This is a genomic window from Streptomyces shenzhenensis (genome assembly GCF_003688995.1).
GTDB lineage: Bacteria > Actinomycetota > Actinomycetes > Streptomycetales > Streptomycetaceae > Streptomyces > Streptomyces shenzhenensis_A.
Map to the genome: position 1 here is coordinate 85,225 of NZ_PENI01000015.1, position 17,593 is coordinate 102,817.

Below are 17,593 nucleotides of genomic sequence, written 5' to 3' on the forward strand. Positions count from 1 at the left end.
CCGCGCGAGGAAAGAAGTTGAAAGTTAACGCACAGCCATCACTTGCGTGACTTTGGGCAGGGACTCACCGGACAGCGCTCGGCGCGGCGACCGGACATCTCACCATGCGGTACTCGGGAGGGGAATTTCGGACGCTGGCTAGACTGAGCGGGCAATCGACCGGAATGAGCGAGGAGCGCACGTGGGCCTTGTCGTGCAGAAGTACGGAGGCTCCTCCGTAGCCGATGCCGAGGGCATCAAGCGCGTCGCCAAGCGGATCGTGGAAGCGAAGAAGAACGGCAACCAGGTGGTTGTGGTCGTTTCCGCGATGGGCGACACGACGGACGAGCTGATCGATCTCGCCGAGCAGGTATCCCCGATGCCTGCCGGGCGTGAGTTCGACATGCTGCTGACCGCCGGAGAACGTATCTCCATGGCCCTGCTGGCCATGGCGATCAAAAACCTGGGCCACGAGGCCCAGTCCTTCACCGGCAGCCAGGCAGGCGTCATCACCGACTCGGTCCACAACAAAGCCCGGATCATCGACGTCACCCCGGGCCGGATCCGCACGGCGCTCGACGAGGGCAACATCGCCATCGTCGCCGGGTTCCAGGGCGTCAGCGCCGACAAGAAGGACATCACCACCCTCGGCCGCGGTGGGTCCGACACCACGGCCGTGGCGCTCGCCGCCGCGCTCGACGCCGAGGTCTGCGAGATCTACACCGACGTGGACGGCGTGTTCACCGCCGACCCGCGCGTGGTGAAGAAGGCCCGGAAGATCGACTGGATCTCCTTCGAGGACATGCTGGAGCTGGCCTCGTCCGGGTCGAAGGTGCTGCTCCACCGCTGCGTGGAGTACGCCCGCCGGTACAACATCCCGATCCACGTCCGCTCCTCCTTCAGCGGGCTCAAGGGCACGTGGGTCAGCAGCGAGCCGATCGAGCAAGGGGACACGAAGGTGGAGCAGGCCATCATCTCGGGTGTCGCGCACGACACCTCCGAGGCCAAGATCACGGTCGTCGGCGTGCCCGACAAGCCCGGTGAGGCGGCCGCCATCTTCCGCACGATCGCCGACGCCGCGATCAACATCGACATGGTCGTGCAGAACGTGTCCGCCGCCGCCACGGGCCTCACGGACATCTCCTTCACGCTGCCGAAGACCGAGGGCCGCAAGGCCATCGACGCCCTGGAGAAGAACCGCCCGGGCATCGGCTTCGACTCCCTGCGCTACGACGACCAGATCGGCAAGATCTCCCTGGTCGGCGCCGGAATGAAGACCAACCCCGGGGTCACTGCCGCGTTCTTCGAGGCGCTGTCCGACGCGGGCGTGAACATCGAGCTGATCTCGACATCCGAGATCCGTATCTCGGTGGTCACCCGCGCCGACGACGTGCCCGAGGCGGTCCGCGCGGTGCACAGCGCCTTCGGGCTCGACTCCGACAGCGACGAGGCCGTCATCTACGGGGGCACCGGCCGATGACCGTACGCCCGACGCTCGCGGTCGTGGGAGCGACCGGAGCCGTCGGCACGGTCATGCTCCAGATCCTGTCCCAGCGCGCGGACGTCTGGGGCGAGATCCGTCTGATCGCCTCGGCGCGCTCGGCCGGCCGCAAGCTGGCCGTGCGCGGCGAGGAGGTCGAGGTGGTGGCCCTGTCCGAGGAGGCCTTCGACGGGGTCGACGTCGCCATGTTCGACGTACCCGACGAGGTCTCCGCGCAGTGGGCGCCGATCGCCGCCGCCAAGGGTGTGGTGGTGGTCGACAACTCCGGCGCCTTCCGGATGGACCCGGACGTGCCCCTGGTGGTGCCCGAGGTCAATCCGCACACGGCCCGGGTCCGGCCGCGCGGCATCGTCGCCAACCCCAACTGCACCACCCTGTCGATGATCGTCGCCCTCGGCGCGTTGCACGCCGAGTTCGGGCTGCGCGAGCTGGTGGTGTCGTCGTACCAGGCGGTGAGCGGGGCGGGCCGGGCCGGCGTGGAGACCCTGCGGGCCCAGCTGTCCCTGGTCGCCGGCACGGCGCTGGGGACCAGCCCCGGTGACGTGCGGCGGGCCGTGGGGGACAGCACCGGGCCGTTCCCGGAACCGGTCGCGCTGAACGTGGTGCCCTGGGCCGGGTCGCTGCGGGAGGACGGCTGGTCCTCGGAGGAGATGAAGGTGCGGGACGAGTCCCGCAAGATCCTCGGACTGCCCAAACTGCCGGTCGCCGTGACCTGTGTGCGGGTGCCGGTGGTCACCACGCACTCGCTGACCGTGCACGCCCGGTTCCAGGGCGAGGTCACCGTGGACGGCGCCCGGGAGATCATCGCCACGGCGCCGGGCGTCGTGCTGTTCGACAATCCCGCCGCCGGTGAGTTCCCCACCCCTGCCGATGTGGTGGGCACCGACCCGACCTGGGTGGGCCGGGTACGGCGGGCGCTGGACGACCCGACGGCGCTCGAACTCTTCGTCTGCGGCGACAATCTGCGCAAGGGGGCGGCGCTGAACACCGCGCAGGTCGCGGAGCTGGTGGCGGCGGAGTTCTCGTGAGAACCGAGCGGTACCGGAAAAGCCCTGGCTCGGAGCGGATCCATTTGTAGGATCTGTGGAGGAGTGTGGCCGGGAGCATGATCCGGGCCACTTGAACCGGATGCCCCGGCATCCGAGGATTTTCCTCCCCGCCTTCCGCAACCGCGCGCAGGGCGGGGAGCGTCTTTGCGGTCGCCCTTCGGGGCGTTGTGCTCGCCCCACCGGGGCGTGGAGACGCGATGATCCAGGCGTGGGGACGCCGTGATCAGGGCGTGGGGACGCCCGTTCATATGGGATACAGGGGAAGAACAGGGCGCATGGCGACATGTGAGGCGGCGTCGGGCGTGCGGCCCGACGCGACGACATCGTCGGTCATGCCGCCCGGCGCGAACGTGACGTCCGGCACGTACAACCCCTTCGGGGGGAAGCGTGTCCAACTGACGTGGCAGAGGTACTCGATTTCAGCAGCGCGGTGCGCGGCACGCCCCTGCGGCCCCGCCCCGCGGCGCTGCGCCCCCGTATATCCGGCGCGCCCGGCGGCATGCCGGTGATCGCGCCCATGCCCGCAGCGCGGCCCGCCCGCATCCCCAGCCAGCGCGACGGCGCCGAGGAGACGGCGGCGGCCGGTACGACCGTCGACCACCTCACCGAGACGTACCGGGCGCACTACCGCTCGCTGCTCGGCCTCGCCGCGCTCCTCCTCGACGACACCGCCTCCTGCGAGGACGTCGTCCAGGAGGCCTTCATCCGCGTCCACTCGGCCCGCAAACGCGTCCGGGACCCGGACAAGACCCTCGCCTATCTGCGCCAGACGGTCGTCAATCTGTCCCGCTCCGCGCTGCGCCGCCGCATCCTCGGCCTGAAGCTGCTCTCCAAGCCGATGCCCGACATGGCGAGCGCGGAGGAGGGCGCGTACGACCAGCTGGAGCGGGACTCCCTGATCAAGGCGATGAAGGGGCTGCAGCGCCGCCAGCGCGAGGTCCTGGTCCTGCGCTACTTCGCGGACATGACCGAGGCCCAGGTCGCCGAGACCCTCGGCATCTCGCTGGGCTCGGTGAAGGCGTACGGCTCCCGCGGCATCGCGGCGCTGCGGCTGGCCATGGAGGCGACCGCATGAGCGGGCGCCCCGAGCCGGACGACGGCCACGAGCGGCAGGAGTCCCACGCCGGGCACGAGCCGCCACGGCGGCACGAGCAAGAGCACACGCAATCGCACGCTGGGAACGGAACTGTGAACCACGGCCCCGACGACAAGGGCCCCGAGCGGCTCGACGGGCTCGACGGCCTCGACCACGACGAACTGGGCCTGCGCCGGATATTGCACGCGGCGGTCGAGGACCTCGAACCCCGCGACGGCACCCTGGACCACCTGCGGCGTGCGGTGCCCGTCCGGCGGGCGCGCAAGCGGCACGCGGCGGTCGGCATGGCGGCCGCGGCCCTGTTCCTCGGCACCGCCGTCCCGGCCTTCGTGCACGTCTCCAACTCCGGCGGCACCGACCCCAACACCTCCATCGCCGGCCAGGCCTCGCAGGCCCAGGGCGGTGCCGGCCAGGGCAAGAACCCGGACGGCGGGGAAGGCAGCGCCCGCGGCGAGAGCGACAAGACCCCCCGCCCGGACAAGGGCGGCACGAAGGAGGAGGACCCGCGCACGGGAAACGCCCCCGTCAGCGGTTCGACCGGCGCCACCGATCCCTCAACCACCGAGCGCACCGGCGTCCCGGTGTGCACGGCGACCCAGCTGGCCCAGGGCGCCGGCACCGCCGACGCGCCCGACTCCACGGGCGTCGTCTACGGCTCCTTCCGGGTCACCAACGTCTCCGGCACCAGTTGCAGCGTCGGCGGCGCGGGCACTGTGAGCGCCCTCGCCCAGGGCGCGGCCGACCAGGCCAAGATCAGTGCGGTCCGGCATGTCGCCGGTGACGCCGCGGCCGGCCTGCCGGCCCCGTCCCAGGAGACCACCGGCCTGGTCCTGTCGCCCGGCAGCGCCTACGTGGAGAAGTTCGCCTTCGTGCCCTCGGAGACCTGTCCCACGGGCGGCGGCACCGGCGGCTCGGAGACCGGCGGGCCGAGCGCCGACCCGAGCCCCAGCCAGGACCCGGGCAGCACCGGCGGCACCTCCACCGGCGGCACGTCCAACACCACCGCGCAGCTGCTCACCGGGGACGTCACGACCGACGGCAGCATCCAGGTGCTGCACACCCCTCAGGCGGGCGGACCGGCCGTCGCCACGACGGTGCCCAACGCCTGCGCGGGAACGGTCTACTGGACCGGAGTGCTGGCCGGGGCGTGACCCTCGGGGCGGGCGGCCGGGGCCCGGCGGATCAGACCCCGGACGGGCTCGGGACCTTCTCCTCGTCCGGCACCAGGCCGAGCTCCGCGTCCTGGACGAACTCCGCCTCGCGGCGCAGCAGCCGGAACCACATGAAGACCACGAAACCCGCGAAGACGAACCACTCACCGGTGTAGCCGAGGTTCTGGAACGCCTTCAGGTCCAGGCCCGAGCCGCTGGGCGCCGACGCGGGCACCGTCTTCATCCCCGAGTCGCCGTTGTCGAGCGTGATCCACGCGTCGTACATCCGGTACGGCACCAGGTTCACCAGGGACGCCGTGCTGATCGCCGCCGTCTGCCCCGACGGCAGCCCGCTCGCGGCGCTGACCCCGTTGTCGCCCGGCGTCTCGGACGCCTGCAGCGCACCGGTGACCGTGACCTCGCCGGCCGGCGGGGCGGGTGCCTTCGCCGGGTCGGCGGCGCCGGGCAGCCAGCCGCGCACCACGGGCAGCGCCTTGCCGGAGCCGGTGCGCAGCAGCGTCAGCACATAGGAACCGGTCCTGCCGTCCAGCTCCCGGTCGGGCACGAGGAGCTGCTCGCCGTAGCGGCCGGTCACGGTGGCCCGCTTGCCGGACGTGGCCTTGTCGACGGGCAGCAGCTCGGCCAGCGGACGTGCCGCCTCCGTTCTGCCCGCCGCGGCCTGCTCGGTCGCGTCACGGTGGTCCTGCACCCGGTCCTCGAACCGGCTCAGCTGCCACGATCCCATGAAGATGCAGAACGGGATGGCCAGCAGCACGAAGACGTTGATGCCCCACCAGCGGGGTGTCAGCAGAAACCGGTACACGCCCCCACGGTACGGGCTGCCGCCGCGGCTTCGGCCGCCGGGGCGCCCACAGCCGCGGAAGTTATCCACAGCCTGCGGGTACTCGGCAGCGGACGACCGGTGGGACCAGGCACTATGGGGCCATGACTGGGGCCAAGAGTGAGAGCAGCATGCCGGACTGGGAAAAGCGCTTCCGCGCGCCGCGGGTGTCGCTGCCGGACTGGGCGGAGGACGCGCCCGACCGCTCCCTGTTCGTGTCGAACGCGACGGGGACGTACGAGCTGTACGCGTGGGACCGCGCCACGGGAGCGCAGCGCCAGGCGACGGCCCGGCCGAACGGCACGACGGACGGGCTGCTCTCCCCGGACGGCGCGTGGATCTGGTGGTTCGACGACAAGGACGGGGACGAGTTCGGCGTGTGGCGGCGGCAGCCGTTCACGGGCGGCGCGGACGAGGAGGCCACACCGGGCCTCGCGCCCTCCTACCCGGCCGGCCTCGCTCTCGCCCGTGACGGCCGTACGGCGATCGTCGGCCGCTCGACGGACGAGGACGGTACGACGATCCATGTGGCCCGCGAGGGCGAGGAGCCGTTCGAGCTCTACCGCCACCGCGAGTCGGCGGGCGTCGGCGACCTCTCCCACGACGGTTCGCTGATCGCGATCGAGCACACGGAGCACGGTGACGCGATGCACTCCGCGCTGCGTGTCCTGCGCCCGGACGGCACGACCGTCACCGAACTCGACGACAGCAAGGGCGGCACGCAGGAGCTGGGTCTTGAAGTGCTGGGCTTCGCGCCGGTCGACGGCGACACCCGGCTGCTCATCGGCCATCAGAGAAGGGGCCGCTGGGAGCCCCTGGTCTGGGACGTGGTGTCGGGCGAGGAGACCGAGCTGGCCCTGGACCTCCCCGGTGACGTGAGCGCGGACTGGTATCCGGACGGCGCCGCCCTGCTCGTCGCGCACAGCTTCGAGGCGCGCAGCGAGCTGTTCCGCTACGACCTGGCGAGCCGCGAGCTGACGAGCATCCCGACCCCGCCGGGCTCGGTCTCCGGCGCCACGGCCCGGCCCGACGGCAGCGTGGAGTTCCTGTGGTCCTCGGCCGCCGAGCCGCCCGCGGTGCGTTCGACGACGGGCCGGGTGGTCCTCGACCCGCCCGGGATGACGTGCCCGCCCTCGGTCGCGGTGGAGGACGTATGGGTGACCGGACCCGGCGGCCGCATCCACGCGCTGATCCAGAAGCCGGCCGGGGCGAGCGGCCCCCTCCCCACGGTCTTCGACCTGCACGGCGGCCCGACCTGGCACGACAGCGACTCCTTCGCCGCGGGCCCGGCCGCCTGGGTGGACCACGGCTACGCGGTGGTGCAGATCAACTACCGCGGCTCGACGGGCTACGGCCGGGCCTGGACGGACGCGCTGAAGCACCGGGTGGGCCTGATCGAGCTGGAGGACGTGGCCGCGGTCCGCGACTGGGCGGTGTCCTCGGGCCTGGCCGACCCCCGCCGGCTCGTCCTCACCGGCGGCTCCTGGGGCGGCTATCTCACCCTCCTCGGCCTCGGCACCCAGCCGGACGCCTGGACGGTGGGCATCGCCGTGGTCCCCGTCGCCGACTATGTGACGGCGTACCACGACGAGATGGAGGCGCTGAAGGCCATGGACCGCACGCTGCTGGGCGGCACCCCCGAGGAGGTCCCCGACCGCTTCCGGGCCTCGTCCCCGCTCACCTACGTCGACGAGGTCAAGGCTCCCGTCTACATCTCCGCGGGGGTCAACGACCCGCGCTGCCCGATCCGCCAGATCGACAACTACGTCAAGCGGCTCGAATCCAGGGGCGCGGCCCACGAGGTGTACCGGTACGACGCGGGCCACGGCTCCCTGGTGGTCGGCGAACGGATCAAGCAGGTCCGCCTGGAACTGGACTTCGCGAAGCGTCACCTGCCGGAGTAGGCGAACGGCCGGTTCCTGCCGGGCGGTTGGGACGGGCGCGGCCCGGTCGGTGCGGGGTGGGTTGTCCGGTTGCTGCGGGCCGGGTTGCTCGGTCGGTCGGGGCGGGTCGGCTGGTGGTGCGGGGTTGTTCGGCCGGTCGGGGTGGGTGGCTGGTGGTGCCGGGTTGCTCGGCCGGTCGGCCTGGGGCGGCCGGTGGTGCCGGGTTGCTCGGTCAGGTGGGGTCGGATGGGCTGCGGTGGCGGCCCAGCAGTTCTGCCAGGCCCCGGCGCGTCGCCGCGAGTACCACCCGGTCGCCGGCGCGCAGCACATGGTCGGGGGAGGGCTGCTGCTGCCCCTCCAGCGCCAGCACCCGCCAGGCCCCGGCCCGGAAGGCCTCGGCCACGCTGCGCCCCTCCAGCTGCGGGTGCCCGTCGACCTCCACGGCGGCGACCAGCAGCACCCGCCGCTCCACGGGGATCGCGCCCAGGATCTGCCGGCCGAACATCGCCCCGGCGAAGGCGGGCGCGGCCAGGTGGGTGACGCTGCGGCTGCGGGTGAGCGCCCCCGGATGCGCGGCCCGCAGGGTCCGGTACACGGCGGTCGCGAAGTCGTCGTCGTACAGCCGCAGCAGCACCCGCAGATCGGGGCGGACGGACCGGGCGTACAGCACGGCCTCCAGGTTCGTGGTGTCCGCGCTGGTCACCGCGAGCAGCGCATGCGCCCGGTGGATCTTGGCGGCCTCCAGCACGCCCTCCTGCGTCACGTCCCCGAGCACCACCGGCACCCGCAGCCGGCGTGCCGTGGCGAGGCCGCGCGCGTCCGCGTCGGCCTCCACGCACACCACCGGGATGTGCAGCTCCCGCAGCCGGGTCAGCACCCGGGTGCCGATCTTCCCCAGCCCGAGCAGCACCACGTGCCCGCCGAGCCCGCGCGGCGGCTTGCGCAGCGTGGACGCGGTCCGGAAGGTGCCGAGCGCCTCCAGCACCGCAGCCAGCAGTACCGGCAGCAGCAGCAAGCCGACCAGCCCGGACAGCAGTTGCAGGATCTGCCGGCCCAGCGGTTCGCCCAGGGCCGGTTCGTCGATCGCGAACAGGTCGAGCAGCGTCAGATAGAACGCGCCCAGCGGATGGATCCCGGTCACCAGCCACAGCGCCACGGCCAGCGCGAGCACGCACCCCACGAGCCCGGCCAGCGACCACCGCAGCCGCCGCGAGAACAGCGAGGCGAACGGCGGTACGACCCCGGTGCGGCCGGCCGGCAGCGGCGGCCCGGCGGCGTACGACACCTGCTCAAGGACGACGGCCCCGCGGCCCGTGGCGGCCGCCACGTCCGCCTCGTCGGGCAGCAGGTGCGGCCCGCGCTCCCCGCTGCCCTCGGAGCCGTCCGCGCCGGCCGGGTCGCTGCTGGTCGCCGAGAGCAGTGCCAGCGTGCACAGCCCGGGGTCGGCGACCACCCCCGGCGCGGGCGGCGGCCGTTCCACCGCGCGCAGCAGCAGCCCGTCCGTCTGGACGACCTTGCGGGTGCCGGCGACCGCGGTGGCGACCAGCGCCGGAGCGGCGGTGTCGGCGTCGGACAGCACGGTCGTCGACGCGTCGGCCGAGGAGCCGGAGTCGTCCCCTGACGCCAACGCGGCCGCCTGGTCGAGCAGGTCCTCGATGTGCTGGCCGAGCCGCCGGTTGTAGAGCCGCAGGACGAGCCGCAGCCGCGGGTTGAGCCGGCGGGCGGTGAGCGCGGCACGGATGTTGGTCTCGTCGTCGTCGTACACGAGGGCCAGCGCGGTGGCGCGCTCCACGCCCGCCTCGGCGAGCACCGTGTCGGTCGGTTCGGCCGCCTCCAACACCCGGTCGGCGCGCCCGGGTTCACCGCCTGAGCCGGTGGTGCCGAGGGCGCCGAGCGCGGTGCCGTTGCCCGCGGCCCGGCCGACGGCCGCGTTCACCCGGTCCAGCAGCGCCGCAGACGCGGCCCGGGCCCGCCCGACGGCCGGTGGCCGCGCCGAACGGGCGCCCGCCGGCACGACGAGCGTGACCTGCGCGCCGTACACCCCGCGCAGCTCGGCGGCCAGCCGGTGCGCCAGCCCGTCGTCGCCGCACACCACCATGGGTGCGGGCGCGCCACCGGGTCCACCCTGAATCGGAACGCTCCCCACGAAGGAGAAGACTGCCCCAAGAAGACGGGTGGTTCCAGCATCGGACGATCGGTCCACCGCTGGACGCCCGCACCCGTACGGGACGGTGACTGTGTGTCACCTCGGCGCCGCGTGCGCGGCGTTGGGGGAGTCGAGGGCGAGCGAGACGGCGAGGCCGCCGAGGACCGTGCCCATCAGGTAGCGCTGCGCCTTGAGCCAGGACGGGCGGCGGGCGAGGAAGACGGCGATCGTGCCGGCCGCGAGGACGATCCCGAGGTTGACCGCGACGCTGACCACGATCTGCACCGCGCCGAGGACGAGGCCCTGGAGGAGCACGTGCCCCCGGTCGAGGTCGACGAACTGCGGGATCAGCGACAGGTACATGATGGCGATCTTGGGGTTGAGCAGGTTCGTCATCAGGCCCATCGTGAACAGCCTGCGCGGCGAGTCGTGGGGCACGTCCCGCGGCGTGAAGACGGAGAGGCCGCCGGGCCTGAGCGCGTTCCAGGCGAGATGGGCGAGATAGGCGGCACCGGCCAGCTTCACCGCCGCGTACAGCTCGGGTACGGCGACGAAGAGCACCGAAAGCCCCAGGTTCGCGGCGAGCAGATAGGCCAGGAAGCCGAGCGCCACGCCGCCGAGGGAGATCATTCCGGCCCGTCTGCCCTGGGTGATGCTGCGAGAGACCAGGTAGACCATGTTCGGTCCCGGGGTGAGCACCATGCCGAGGGCCACGACCGCCACGCCGAGCAGCCCGCCGGGTTCCACCATGGGACGCCTCCCTTCTCGGATCAATACCGGTCAGCCATGAGGGTATTGCCCTGCACTTTCTCGGTGCAATAAGAAAGATTGCTCTCGGTGCAATTCTGTGGTGGGGTGGAGTCCGTTCGTACGAAGGGGAGTTCACGAAGGGGAGTGGGGGAGCGCCGTGAAGGACCGTCGCAGCGATCACCGGAACGACCATCTGGCCGATGACCTGGCCGACCGCCCGGCCGGCCACCGAATCGGCCATCGGGCCGACGACAGGGCCGGCGTCCGGGATGGCGTCCGGGACGGTGACCGGACCGACTACCGGAGCGTCGCCGACGCGGTGGCCGAGGAGATCGGGGCCGGGCTGCTGCGTCCCGGCGACCGGCTGCCCCCGCAGCGTGAGTTCGCCCGGCGGCACGGCATCGCCGACTCCACCGCCGCGCGCGTGTACCGCGAACTGGCCCGGCGGGGCCTGACGGTGGGCGAGGTCGGGCGCGGCACCTTCGTCCGGGCCACCGCGCCCGCCGCCGCCCCCGCGCTCACCGAACCCGCGGCCGGCCGGGTCGACCTGGAACTCAACTACCCCGAGGTGCCCGGCCAGAGCGCGCTGCTCGCCGAAGGGCTCGGCGGACTGCTGCGGCCCGACGCCCTCGGGCAGGCGCTGCGCCCGGCCGGTGCCTCGGGCACCCCGGCCCTCCGGGAGTCCGCGGCCGACCTGCTCGCCCGCGGCGGCTGGCGCCCGGACCCGGCGCGGATCCTGTTCGCCGGCAACGGCCGGCAGGCGCTCTCCGCCGCCGTCACCGCACTGGTGCCGGCGGGTGGCCGGCTCGGCGTCGAGGAGCTGACCTACCCCGTCGTCAAGGCCGTCGCCGCCCGGCTCGGCATCACCCTCGTGCCGCTGGCCATGGACGAGGCAGGGCTGGTGCCCGAGGCCGTCGCGGACGCCCACGCCGCCGCCCCGCTGCACGCACTCTATGTGCAGCCGCGGCTGCACAACCCGCTCTCCTGCACGATGCCCGCACCCCGCGTCGAGCGGCTGGCCGAGCTGCTCGGGCGGCTCGGCGTCCCCGCGATCGAGGACGCCGTCTGGGCGTTCCTGCGCGACGACCTGCCGCCGCTCGCCGCGTACGCGCCCGACCGGACCGTCCTGGTCGACAGCCTCTCCAAGCGGGTCGCCCCCGGGCTGACCCTCGGCTACGCGGTGGCGCCCGACGACCTGGCGGGCGGCATCGCGACGGCCCTGCGCTCGGGCGGCTGGGCGCCGATGGGGTTCGCCCTGGAGGCCGCCGACCGCTGGCAGCGGGCCGGCACGGTCCGGGCACTGGTGGCGGCCAAGCGGCGGGAGGCGGCCGTACGCCAGGAGCTCGCGGGCCGGCACCTGGCGGGCCTCGCCGTGCGGAGCGAGCCGTACTCCTACCACTGCTGGTGGCAGCTGCCGCGGCCGTGGCGCGCGGACACCTTCGTCGCCGCCGCCGCGCGGCACGGCATCGGGGTGGTGCCGGCCACCGCCTTCACCGTCGGACCACAGGCTCCGCCCGCCGTCCGCCTGGCCCTGGCCTCACCACCGGCCGAGGCGCTGTCCCAAGCCCTCGCCACCCTGACCGCCCTGGCCCGCTCCACCCCGGAGGAGGCGACCGAGAGCTGACCGGCGGGCGTCGCCCTGCGGTGAGTCCGGGCCGGGGGCGGGGGTGGGTCGCCCGGACGGCGGCGCTGGGGTCGACCGGGGGTGCGGCGGCGGTTGTGCTGTGAGGAGCGGCCGTAGCCAGGGACCAGGGAGACCGTCATGCCGGACCGGCCTGTCCCGGACGCGGACGAACTGGCCCGACTGCGGGCCAGGGTGGCCGCGTTGGAGGCCGAGCGCGGGGTACGCCGACGGCACCGGGCGCGCTCCTTCCTCGCCGTACTGCTGATCGTTCTGGGCTGTGCGCTGGCCCCGCTCGGAGTGCTGGCCGCGTGGAGCGCCCGCACCGTCGGGGACACCGACCGCTACGTCGACACGGTCGCCCCGCTCGCCGCCGAGCCCGCCGTACGGTCGGCCGCCGCCACCCGCGTCACCGACGCCCTGATGCCCCACCTCGACCTCGACGCCCTGCTGGAGGGCGCCGCTCCGGCCGACCGGCCGCGGCTGCGGCAGGCCCTCGGCGGTCTGGGCGGAGCCCTGGAGGGCGCCGTCCGTGCCTACGTGCACGACGAGGCGGAGGCCGTGATGGCCTCGCGGGCCTTCCAGACCTTCTGGACCGACGCCAACCGCAGGATCCACGCCACCGTCGAGAAGGCCCTGACCGGTCACGGCGGCGGCGCGGTGCACCTCCGGGACAACACCGTGACGATCGACCTCGCCCCGGTGATCGACCAGGTCAAGAAGCGCCTCGTCGACTCCGGACTGACGGTCGCGCAGCGGATCCCCGCCGTCCACACCGACTTCACGGTCGCCCACTCGGACGACATCGGCCGGGCCAGAACCTACCTCCGGCTGCTGCAACTGGCCGGGAACTGGCTGCCCGTCATCGCGGTCCTGCTGGTCGCCGCGGGCGTGCTGCTCGCCGTCCGGCGCCGCCGCGCACTGGTCGCCGGCGCGCTCGGCATCGCCGTGACCACGCTCCTGCTCGGCATCGCCCTGACCGTGTTCCGCTCCTTCTACCTCGACGCCCTGCCGGCCGGCGTCTCACGTCCGGCCGCCGGCGCCGTGTACGACACGCTGACCCGTTTTCTGCGCACGACGGTGCGGATGGTGGTGGCGCTGGGCGTGGTCGTCGCCCTCGCCGCATGGCTGACCGGACCGGGCCGGTACGCGAGCGCCGTACGGCGGCTGTGGCACGCGGGCCTCGGCGCCGTCCGCGCCACGGCGGGCCGGCTGGGGCTGCGTACGGGTCCGGTGGGGCCGTTCACGCGCCGCCACCGCCGGTGGCTGACCTGGGCGCTGGTGGCCGCGGCCGTCCTCGCCTACCTGCTGTGGAACCGCCCCACGGGCTGGGTGGTGGTGGGCCTGACGCTGACGCTGCTGTTCGCCTTGGCGGTGGTGGACTTCTTTGCGGCGGGGGGTGAGGGGGTGGGGGTTGAGGGGTGAGGGGGCGGTGGACGAGGCAGCGGAGCCGGAGACTGCCCAGCTGCAGACTGCCCAGCCGCCCCAGGGGTGCCCCGACGTTCCCCATGGCAGGCCGGCTTCCCGGTACCGGTCATCTGATGTGGCGCAGCAGAGCGGTGATCGCGGGCGGCTGTTCCGCGCGGGTGTGGACGAGCCTGAGTGTCCACACCGGGGCGTGGGCGGTGAAGGGGCGCGTGGGGAGTTCGGGGAACCATGCCGCCATCGACGGGGGCATGATGCTCACGCCCAGCCCGTGCCGGATCAGATCGGCGGCCGCCATGAGGTCGTTCACCTCGAAGGTGGCGGTGCGTTCGAGGGAGGCCGACCGGAAGGCCCTGTCGACCGCGTGCCGGATCGCCCAGCCGGGCGGGAAGTCCACCAGGGGCAGCCGTGCCGCCTCGGCCAGCGTCGTCACCGGCCGTTCCGGCCCCGTCCGCCCCGCGGCGGCGGCCGGCGCGGTCACCAGGACCATCTCCTCGCGGGCCAGCAACCGGGTGGTCAGGCCGCGCAGTTGAGACGGACCGAGCGCCGCGACGGCCAGATCGAGGGCGCCGTCGCGCAGGGACTGCGGGATCTGGTCCGCCGGCGCCTGTCGCAGCCGTACCGTCACCCCTGGGTGTTCGCGGTGGAAGCCGGCCAGGGCGGGGGCGAGGCCGGCGTACAGGCCCTGCATCACCCCGATGGTGATCTCGCCGCGCAGTTCGCCCTGGGCGAGGTCGACGGCCGCCCGTGCCTCCTCGGCGGCCCGCAGGGTGGCCCGGGCGGCGGGCAGGAACGCCTCGCCGACGGGGGTGAGGGAGACGCGGTGCGTGGTGCGGTGGAACAGCAGCGCGCCCAGTTCGCGCTCCAGCGCGCGTACGGTGCCGGACACCGCGGACTGCACCACGTGCAGCCGCCGGGCCGCCGCGCTGAACCCGCCCTCCTCGGCGACCGCGACGACGACCTCCATCTGCCGCAGATCCACGGCCCCTCCTCTGCCTGCCGGCTTCGCTCACATGCCTGGCTGACAGTGTCGAAGAAAACCACCTCCCCACCCACCGAGACGCACCGCCCGGCCGGTCACAGGGACCCCACTCGACGCCTCCCACCCGGACCCACGCTCCTCAACGGAACCCGGAAGCCAGGGCGACCCGTTCACGCCACGTCATGCGCCACCTTGCCCTACCGGCAGTGGATGGGAGCCCCAGGGCGCACGGTAGGCGATCCCGATGCCGGAGACGCCGACGGCTCAGGTGAGTGCACCCATGGAACCGATGGACTTCCGACGAGCACGTCCGGAGCCCGAGGCCCGTGAGACCGGTTGGTTCGGCGGTTAGGTCCAGAAGTTGCATCACCGTGTCCAGAGCCGTGTCCGGATCGAAATGGGCTCAACGTGGCCCCGGCGGGTGCCGTCGCTGGTGGGCTTGCGGAGTCTGTCCCTGTCGAGCCCACCTGTGTCTCGAAGGTCCAGGGCGGACTCATTTCCCTGCGGCCGACTGGGTCGCCTGAGTCAGCAGAATGCCGGATGGCGCCTATCGAACTGAACCGCCCTGACCTGGCGCCAGCCATTCGATGGAACCCGAGCCCAGCTCAAACACCAGACCTGTATGACACGTCGCCAGGTCGGACATACCCCTCATTTAATCACTTATCGTGCAGATCGGATCACGGTGAGCGATGAGTGATCCATGGGCTGTGCCCCGCTGGGCTCCCGCACGGCGGAAAGAGGCCTCACCCCAAGCCAGGAAGTCAGGAGACACCGGTGATCAAACATCACGCCCCACAACAACCCCCCTCTGAAGTGGGGACGAGACGAGGCCAAGCCCGCACAGGCGTCGGCACTCGTCAGCAGTGGCTGCGGGCAGGGGCGGTAGCAGGACTGTGCGTGGCGCTGTCCGGCACCGCACTGACCCCCGCGACCGCCGTACCGACGGGGGCCAGGCCGGCCACCGACCCGGTGCGGACACGAGGGACCGACCCGTCCTTCACCTTCAACTTCACCGGAGGCTCGCAGAGCCTCACCGTGCCGGCGAACGCGACCGTCACCATCACCGCCGACGGCGCCGGCGGCGCGGACAACACCGGCACCACCTGTTCCGTCACGGGGACCGGCGGGACGGGGGCACGGGTGGTGACTACGCTCCCGCAGACCGCCTCGCCCACGACCTACACCGTCGACGTCGGCGGTACCGGCGGCAAGGGCTGCAACGGCACCGGGGTGGGGGGTGCGGGCGGGTTCAACGGCGGCGCCCCAGGTGGGGCCTTCCCGGCCAGTGGTTTTCAGTTCGAAGGTCCGGGCGGGGGTGGCGCGTCCAGCGTCAGCGTGGGCGGCTCCTTGCTGGCGGTCGCCGGGGGCGGCGGTGCCGCCGGCGGCACCGGAGCAGGCTCTCCAGGGGGGAACGGGGGCAACGGAAGCAACGGCACGACGGCGGATGCCACCGCCGGTACCACGGGAAGTGCCACCGGCCCTGGGGCTTCACCAGGGCAGGGCGGGGGCGGCGGCAGCACCAGCACCAGTACCGGGGGTACCCCCGGTGCCGCCGGCACCGGCACGAATTGTGGCGCCACGAACGGCGGGGTGGGAGGCGGGTTCTCCGGTACCACGGTCGGTACCGGCGGCACCGGAGGCAGCATCGGCGCCGGCTGCGCCCTCACCATCACCGGAGCCGGTGGGGGCGGCGGGGGCGGGTACTTCGCCGGCGGGGGCGGCGGCAGCGCCACCGTCGACAACCGCGGCACCTCGGGGAGTGGAGGCGGAGGTGGTGGGGGCAGCAGCTTCGCCACCCCCACAGGTACCGGCACAAGCTACGCGCTGTCCACGATCGGGACGGCGAACAACAACGGCCAGGTGACCATCTCCTACACCCTGCCCCCGCCCACTCTGGCCATCGCCAAAACCCACACCGGCAACTTCACCCAAGGAAAACAGGGCACCTACACCATCACCGTCCGCAACACCGGCCTCGGCCCCACGGACGGCAGCACCGTCACCGTGCGCGACAAGCTCCCGCGCGGACTCACCGCCCGCAGCATCACCGGCACCGGATGGAAATGCGTCCGGGCCACCCTCACCTGCACCCGCAGCGACGTCCTGGCACCGGGCGACAGCTACCCGCCCATCACCCTGAAGGTCAAGGTCGCCTGCGACTGCGAGACACACCGGAAGATCACGAACACCGCATCCGTCAGCGGAGGCGGCGACATCCACACCCACACCGTCACCGACCGCACCACCGTCAAACGCAACAAGCACTGTCACCGCGACGGACACGACCCCAGGTGAGTGATCGGTCGCGGCTGGTACAACAGCGCCGAAAGCAGCAGAACGCGACGGAGCGGCGCTCCGGCCGTTGACGCAGTTCAGTGCCCGAGTGCGCCATAAGTGATCGCAGCTTCCCAAGCAGCAGCGTGGGCGGAGCGGGCCGGAGGCAGGAGCGGCGCTCGCAGCGGAGCCGTGAGCGCGCCCGGCGGAGCGGAGCGCAGCCGGGTGCCTTCCTCTTCAGCCACACAGGCCCCAAACCATCGAGGTGTCCTTCCAGGAAACCTCTGGAGGGAACCGCTTGTCTCTTTTGGACGTGGAAAGGTTCTCTCTGCCTGCGGGATACGGCGATTTGTTTGTCGTCGACCCTGACCAGGCCAGGATGGACTGGATAGCCGCACGCGGCGTGGCCGTCTACCCAGGCTGGCCGACACGAGAGGTTCCCCGCTTCGTCGGTGCCGATGACGTCGGCGACCAGGCCGCCGCTCTCTGGCGGGGTGGTGCGCAGCCGTTCCGGTGGTACGGCACTGCCAAAACCCTGCTCTCCGACCAGAGTGCTCAAGCGGAGTGAACGGCGTGATCTGGTCTGAGAAGGGGGTGAAGGCCGTCCGCCGCGCAGGAAAGATCAAGAGGGTGCGTGACGTCTGCACCGTGGTGGCACGCACTTTGCAAGCGGTCTACTACGCGGTTCGACTCTGAGAGTAGATGTGTGCCCGGGAGGCGTGAGGGGCGCTATGACCTCCTGAGGGCGCCACCACCAACTATTACCCCGTAGCCACGCAGTTAGTCACTCACTACAGGTCAGGCCCAGCGCTAATCCCTCAGCGCTGGGCCTGACCTGGTACTTCTCTGTCGGGGTGGCGGGATTTGAACCCACGACCTCTTCGTCCCGAAT

The 17,593-nt window shown here is 72.6% G+C and carries 13 protein-coding genes; 9 read left to right on the forward strand and 4 right to left on the reverse strand.

Annotation, left to right across the window (positions count from 1 at the left end):
• The first annotated feature begins 181 nt into the window (after positions 1-181).
• The 4 genes from CTZ28_RS23185 (at position 182) to CTZ28_RS23200 (ending at position 4,776) form a co-directional block, all read left to right on the forward strand.
• Positions 182-1,459, forward strand: a complete 1,278-nt coding sequence (locus tag CTZ28_RS23185) for an aspartate kinase (protein ID WP_121891598.1) — start codon at positions 182-184, stop codon at positions 1,457-1,459.
• Positions 1,456-2,508: an aspartate-semialdehyde dehydrogenase gene (locus CTZ28_RS23190; protein ID WP_121891599.1), complete on the forward strand. Its 1,053-nt coding sequence runs from the start codon at positions 1,456-1,458 to the stop codon at positions 2,506-2,508. Before CTZ28_RS23185 ends, CTZ28_RS23190 begins: the two co-directional genes overlap by 4 nt.
• Before the next feature lie 421 nt (positions 2,509-2,929).
• Entirely contained in the window at positions 2,930-3,604 is a 675-nt protein-coding gene (locus CTZ28_RS23195) for a SigE family RNA polymerase sigma factor (RefSeq protein WP_183154536.1), read from the forward strand.
• Positions 3,601-4,776, forward strand: a complete 1,176-nt coding sequence (locus tag CTZ28_RS23200; RefSeq protein WP_259471759.1) for a hypothetical protein — start codon at positions 3,601-3,603, stop codon at positions 4,774-4,776. Before CTZ28_RS23195 ends, CTZ28_RS23200 begins: the two co-directional genes overlap by 4 nt.
• A gap of 31 nt (positions 4,777-4,807) precedes the next feature.
• On the opposite strand, the gene CTZ28_RS23205 is transcribed toward CTZ28_RS23200, so the two are convergent.
• On the reverse strand, positions 4,808-5,599 hold the full coding sequence (locus CTZ28_RS23205; protein ID WP_121891601.1) for an SURF1 family protein: 792 nt from the start codon (positions 5,597-5,599) through the stop codon (positions 4,808-4,810).
• Between the two features lie 122 nt (positions 5,600-5,721).
• On the opposite strand from CTZ28_RS23205, the gene CTZ28_RS23210 reads away from it, so the two are divergent.
• Positions 5,722-7,521, forward strand: coding sequence for a S9 family peptidase (locus tag CTZ28_RS23210; RefSeq protein ID WP_121891602.1), 1,800 nt, complete (start codon positions 5,722-5,724; stop codon positions 7,519-7,521).
• A 211-nt stretch (positions 7,522-7,732) separates the two neighbouring features.
• On the opposite strand, the gene CTZ28_RS23215 is transcribed toward CTZ28_RS23210, so the two are convergent.
• Positions 7,733-9,598 carry an NAD-binding protein gene (locus CTZ28_RS23215; RefSeq protein WP_121891603.1) on the reverse strand — a complete coding sequence of 622 codons (1,866 nt, stop codon included), beginning with the start codon at positions 9,596-9,598 and terminating at the stop codon, positions 7,733-7,735.
• A gap of 144 nt (positions 9,599-9,742) precedes the next feature.
• On the reverse strand, positions 9,743-10,396 hold the full coding sequence (locus CTZ28_RS23220) for a LysE family translocator (RefSeq protein WP_121891604.1): 654 nt from the start codon (positions 10,394-10,396) through the stop codon (positions 9,743-9,745).
• Between the two features lie 157 nt (positions 10,397-10,553).
• On the opposite strand from CTZ28_RS23220, the gene CTZ28_RS23225 reads away from it, so the two are divergent.
• A complete protein-coding gene (locus CTZ28_RS23225) occupies positions 10,554-12,020 on the forward strand; it encodes an aminotransferase-like domain-containing protein (protein ID WP_259471760.1) in 1,467 nt (488 codons plus the stop codon).
• A gap of 138 nt (positions 12,021-12,158) precedes the next feature.
• Positions 12,159-13,442 (forward strand): hypothetical protein, encoded by a 1,284-nt coding sequence (locus CTZ28_RS23230; RefSeq protein WP_121891605.1) that lies wholly within the window; start codon positions 12,159-12,161, stop codon positions 13,440-13,442.
• Between the two features lie 109 nt (positions 13,443-13,551).
• Here the strand turns inward: CTZ28_RS23230 and CTZ28_RS23235 are convergent, their stop codons facing one another.
• The gene (locus CTZ28_RS23235; RefSeq protein WP_121891606.1) at positions 13,552-14,424 is read right to left on the reverse strand and encodes a LysR family transcriptional regulator; all 873 of its coding nucleotides are present in this window, start codon (positions 14,422-14,424) and stop codon (positions 13,552-13,554) included.
• Between the two features lie 900 nt (positions 14,425-15,324).
• Between CTZ28_RS23235 and CTZ28_RS48525 the strand changes: the two genes are divergently transcribed.
• Complete coding sequence (locus CTZ28_RS48525; RefSeq protein ID WP_121891607.1) at positions 15,325-16,722, forward strand: DUF11 domain-containing protein; 1,398 nt, start codon at positions 15,325-15,327, stop codon at positions 16,720-16,722.
• A 244-nt stretch (positions 16,723-16,966) separates the two neighbouring features.
• A complete protein-coding gene (locus tag CTZ28_RS23245; RefSeq protein WP_147481187.1) occupies positions 16,967-17,269 on the forward strand; it encodes a hypothetical protein in 303 nt (100 codons plus the stop codon).
• Positions 17,270-17,593 lie beyond the last annotated feature (324 nt).

Coding starts and splice junctions, on each gene's coding strand:
- CTZ28_RS23190 (WP_121891599.1), top strand. CDS start 1,456: ATGACCGTACGCCCGACGCTCGCGGTCGTGGGAGCGACCGGAGCCGTC.
- CTZ28_RS23200 (WP_259471759.1), top strand. CDS start 3,601: ATGAGCGGGCGCCCCGAGCCGGACGACGGCCACGAGCGGCAGGAGTCC.
- CTZ28_RS23210 (WP_121891602.1), top strand. CDS start 5,722: ATGACTGGGGCCAAGAGTGAGAGCAGCATGCCGGACTGGGAAAAGCGC.
- CTZ28_RS23215 (WP_121891603.1), bottom strand. CDS start 9,598: ATGGTGGTGTGCGGCGACGACGGGCTGGCGCACCGGCTGGCCGCCGAG.
- CTZ28_RS23220 (WP_121891604.1), bottom strand. CDS start 10,396: ATGGTGGAACCCGGCGGGCTGCTCGGCGTGGCGGTCGTGGCCCTCGGC.
- CTZ28_RS23230 (WP_121891605.1), top strand. CDS start 12,159: ATGCCGGACCGGCCTGTCCCGGACGCGGACGAACTGGCCCGACTGCGG.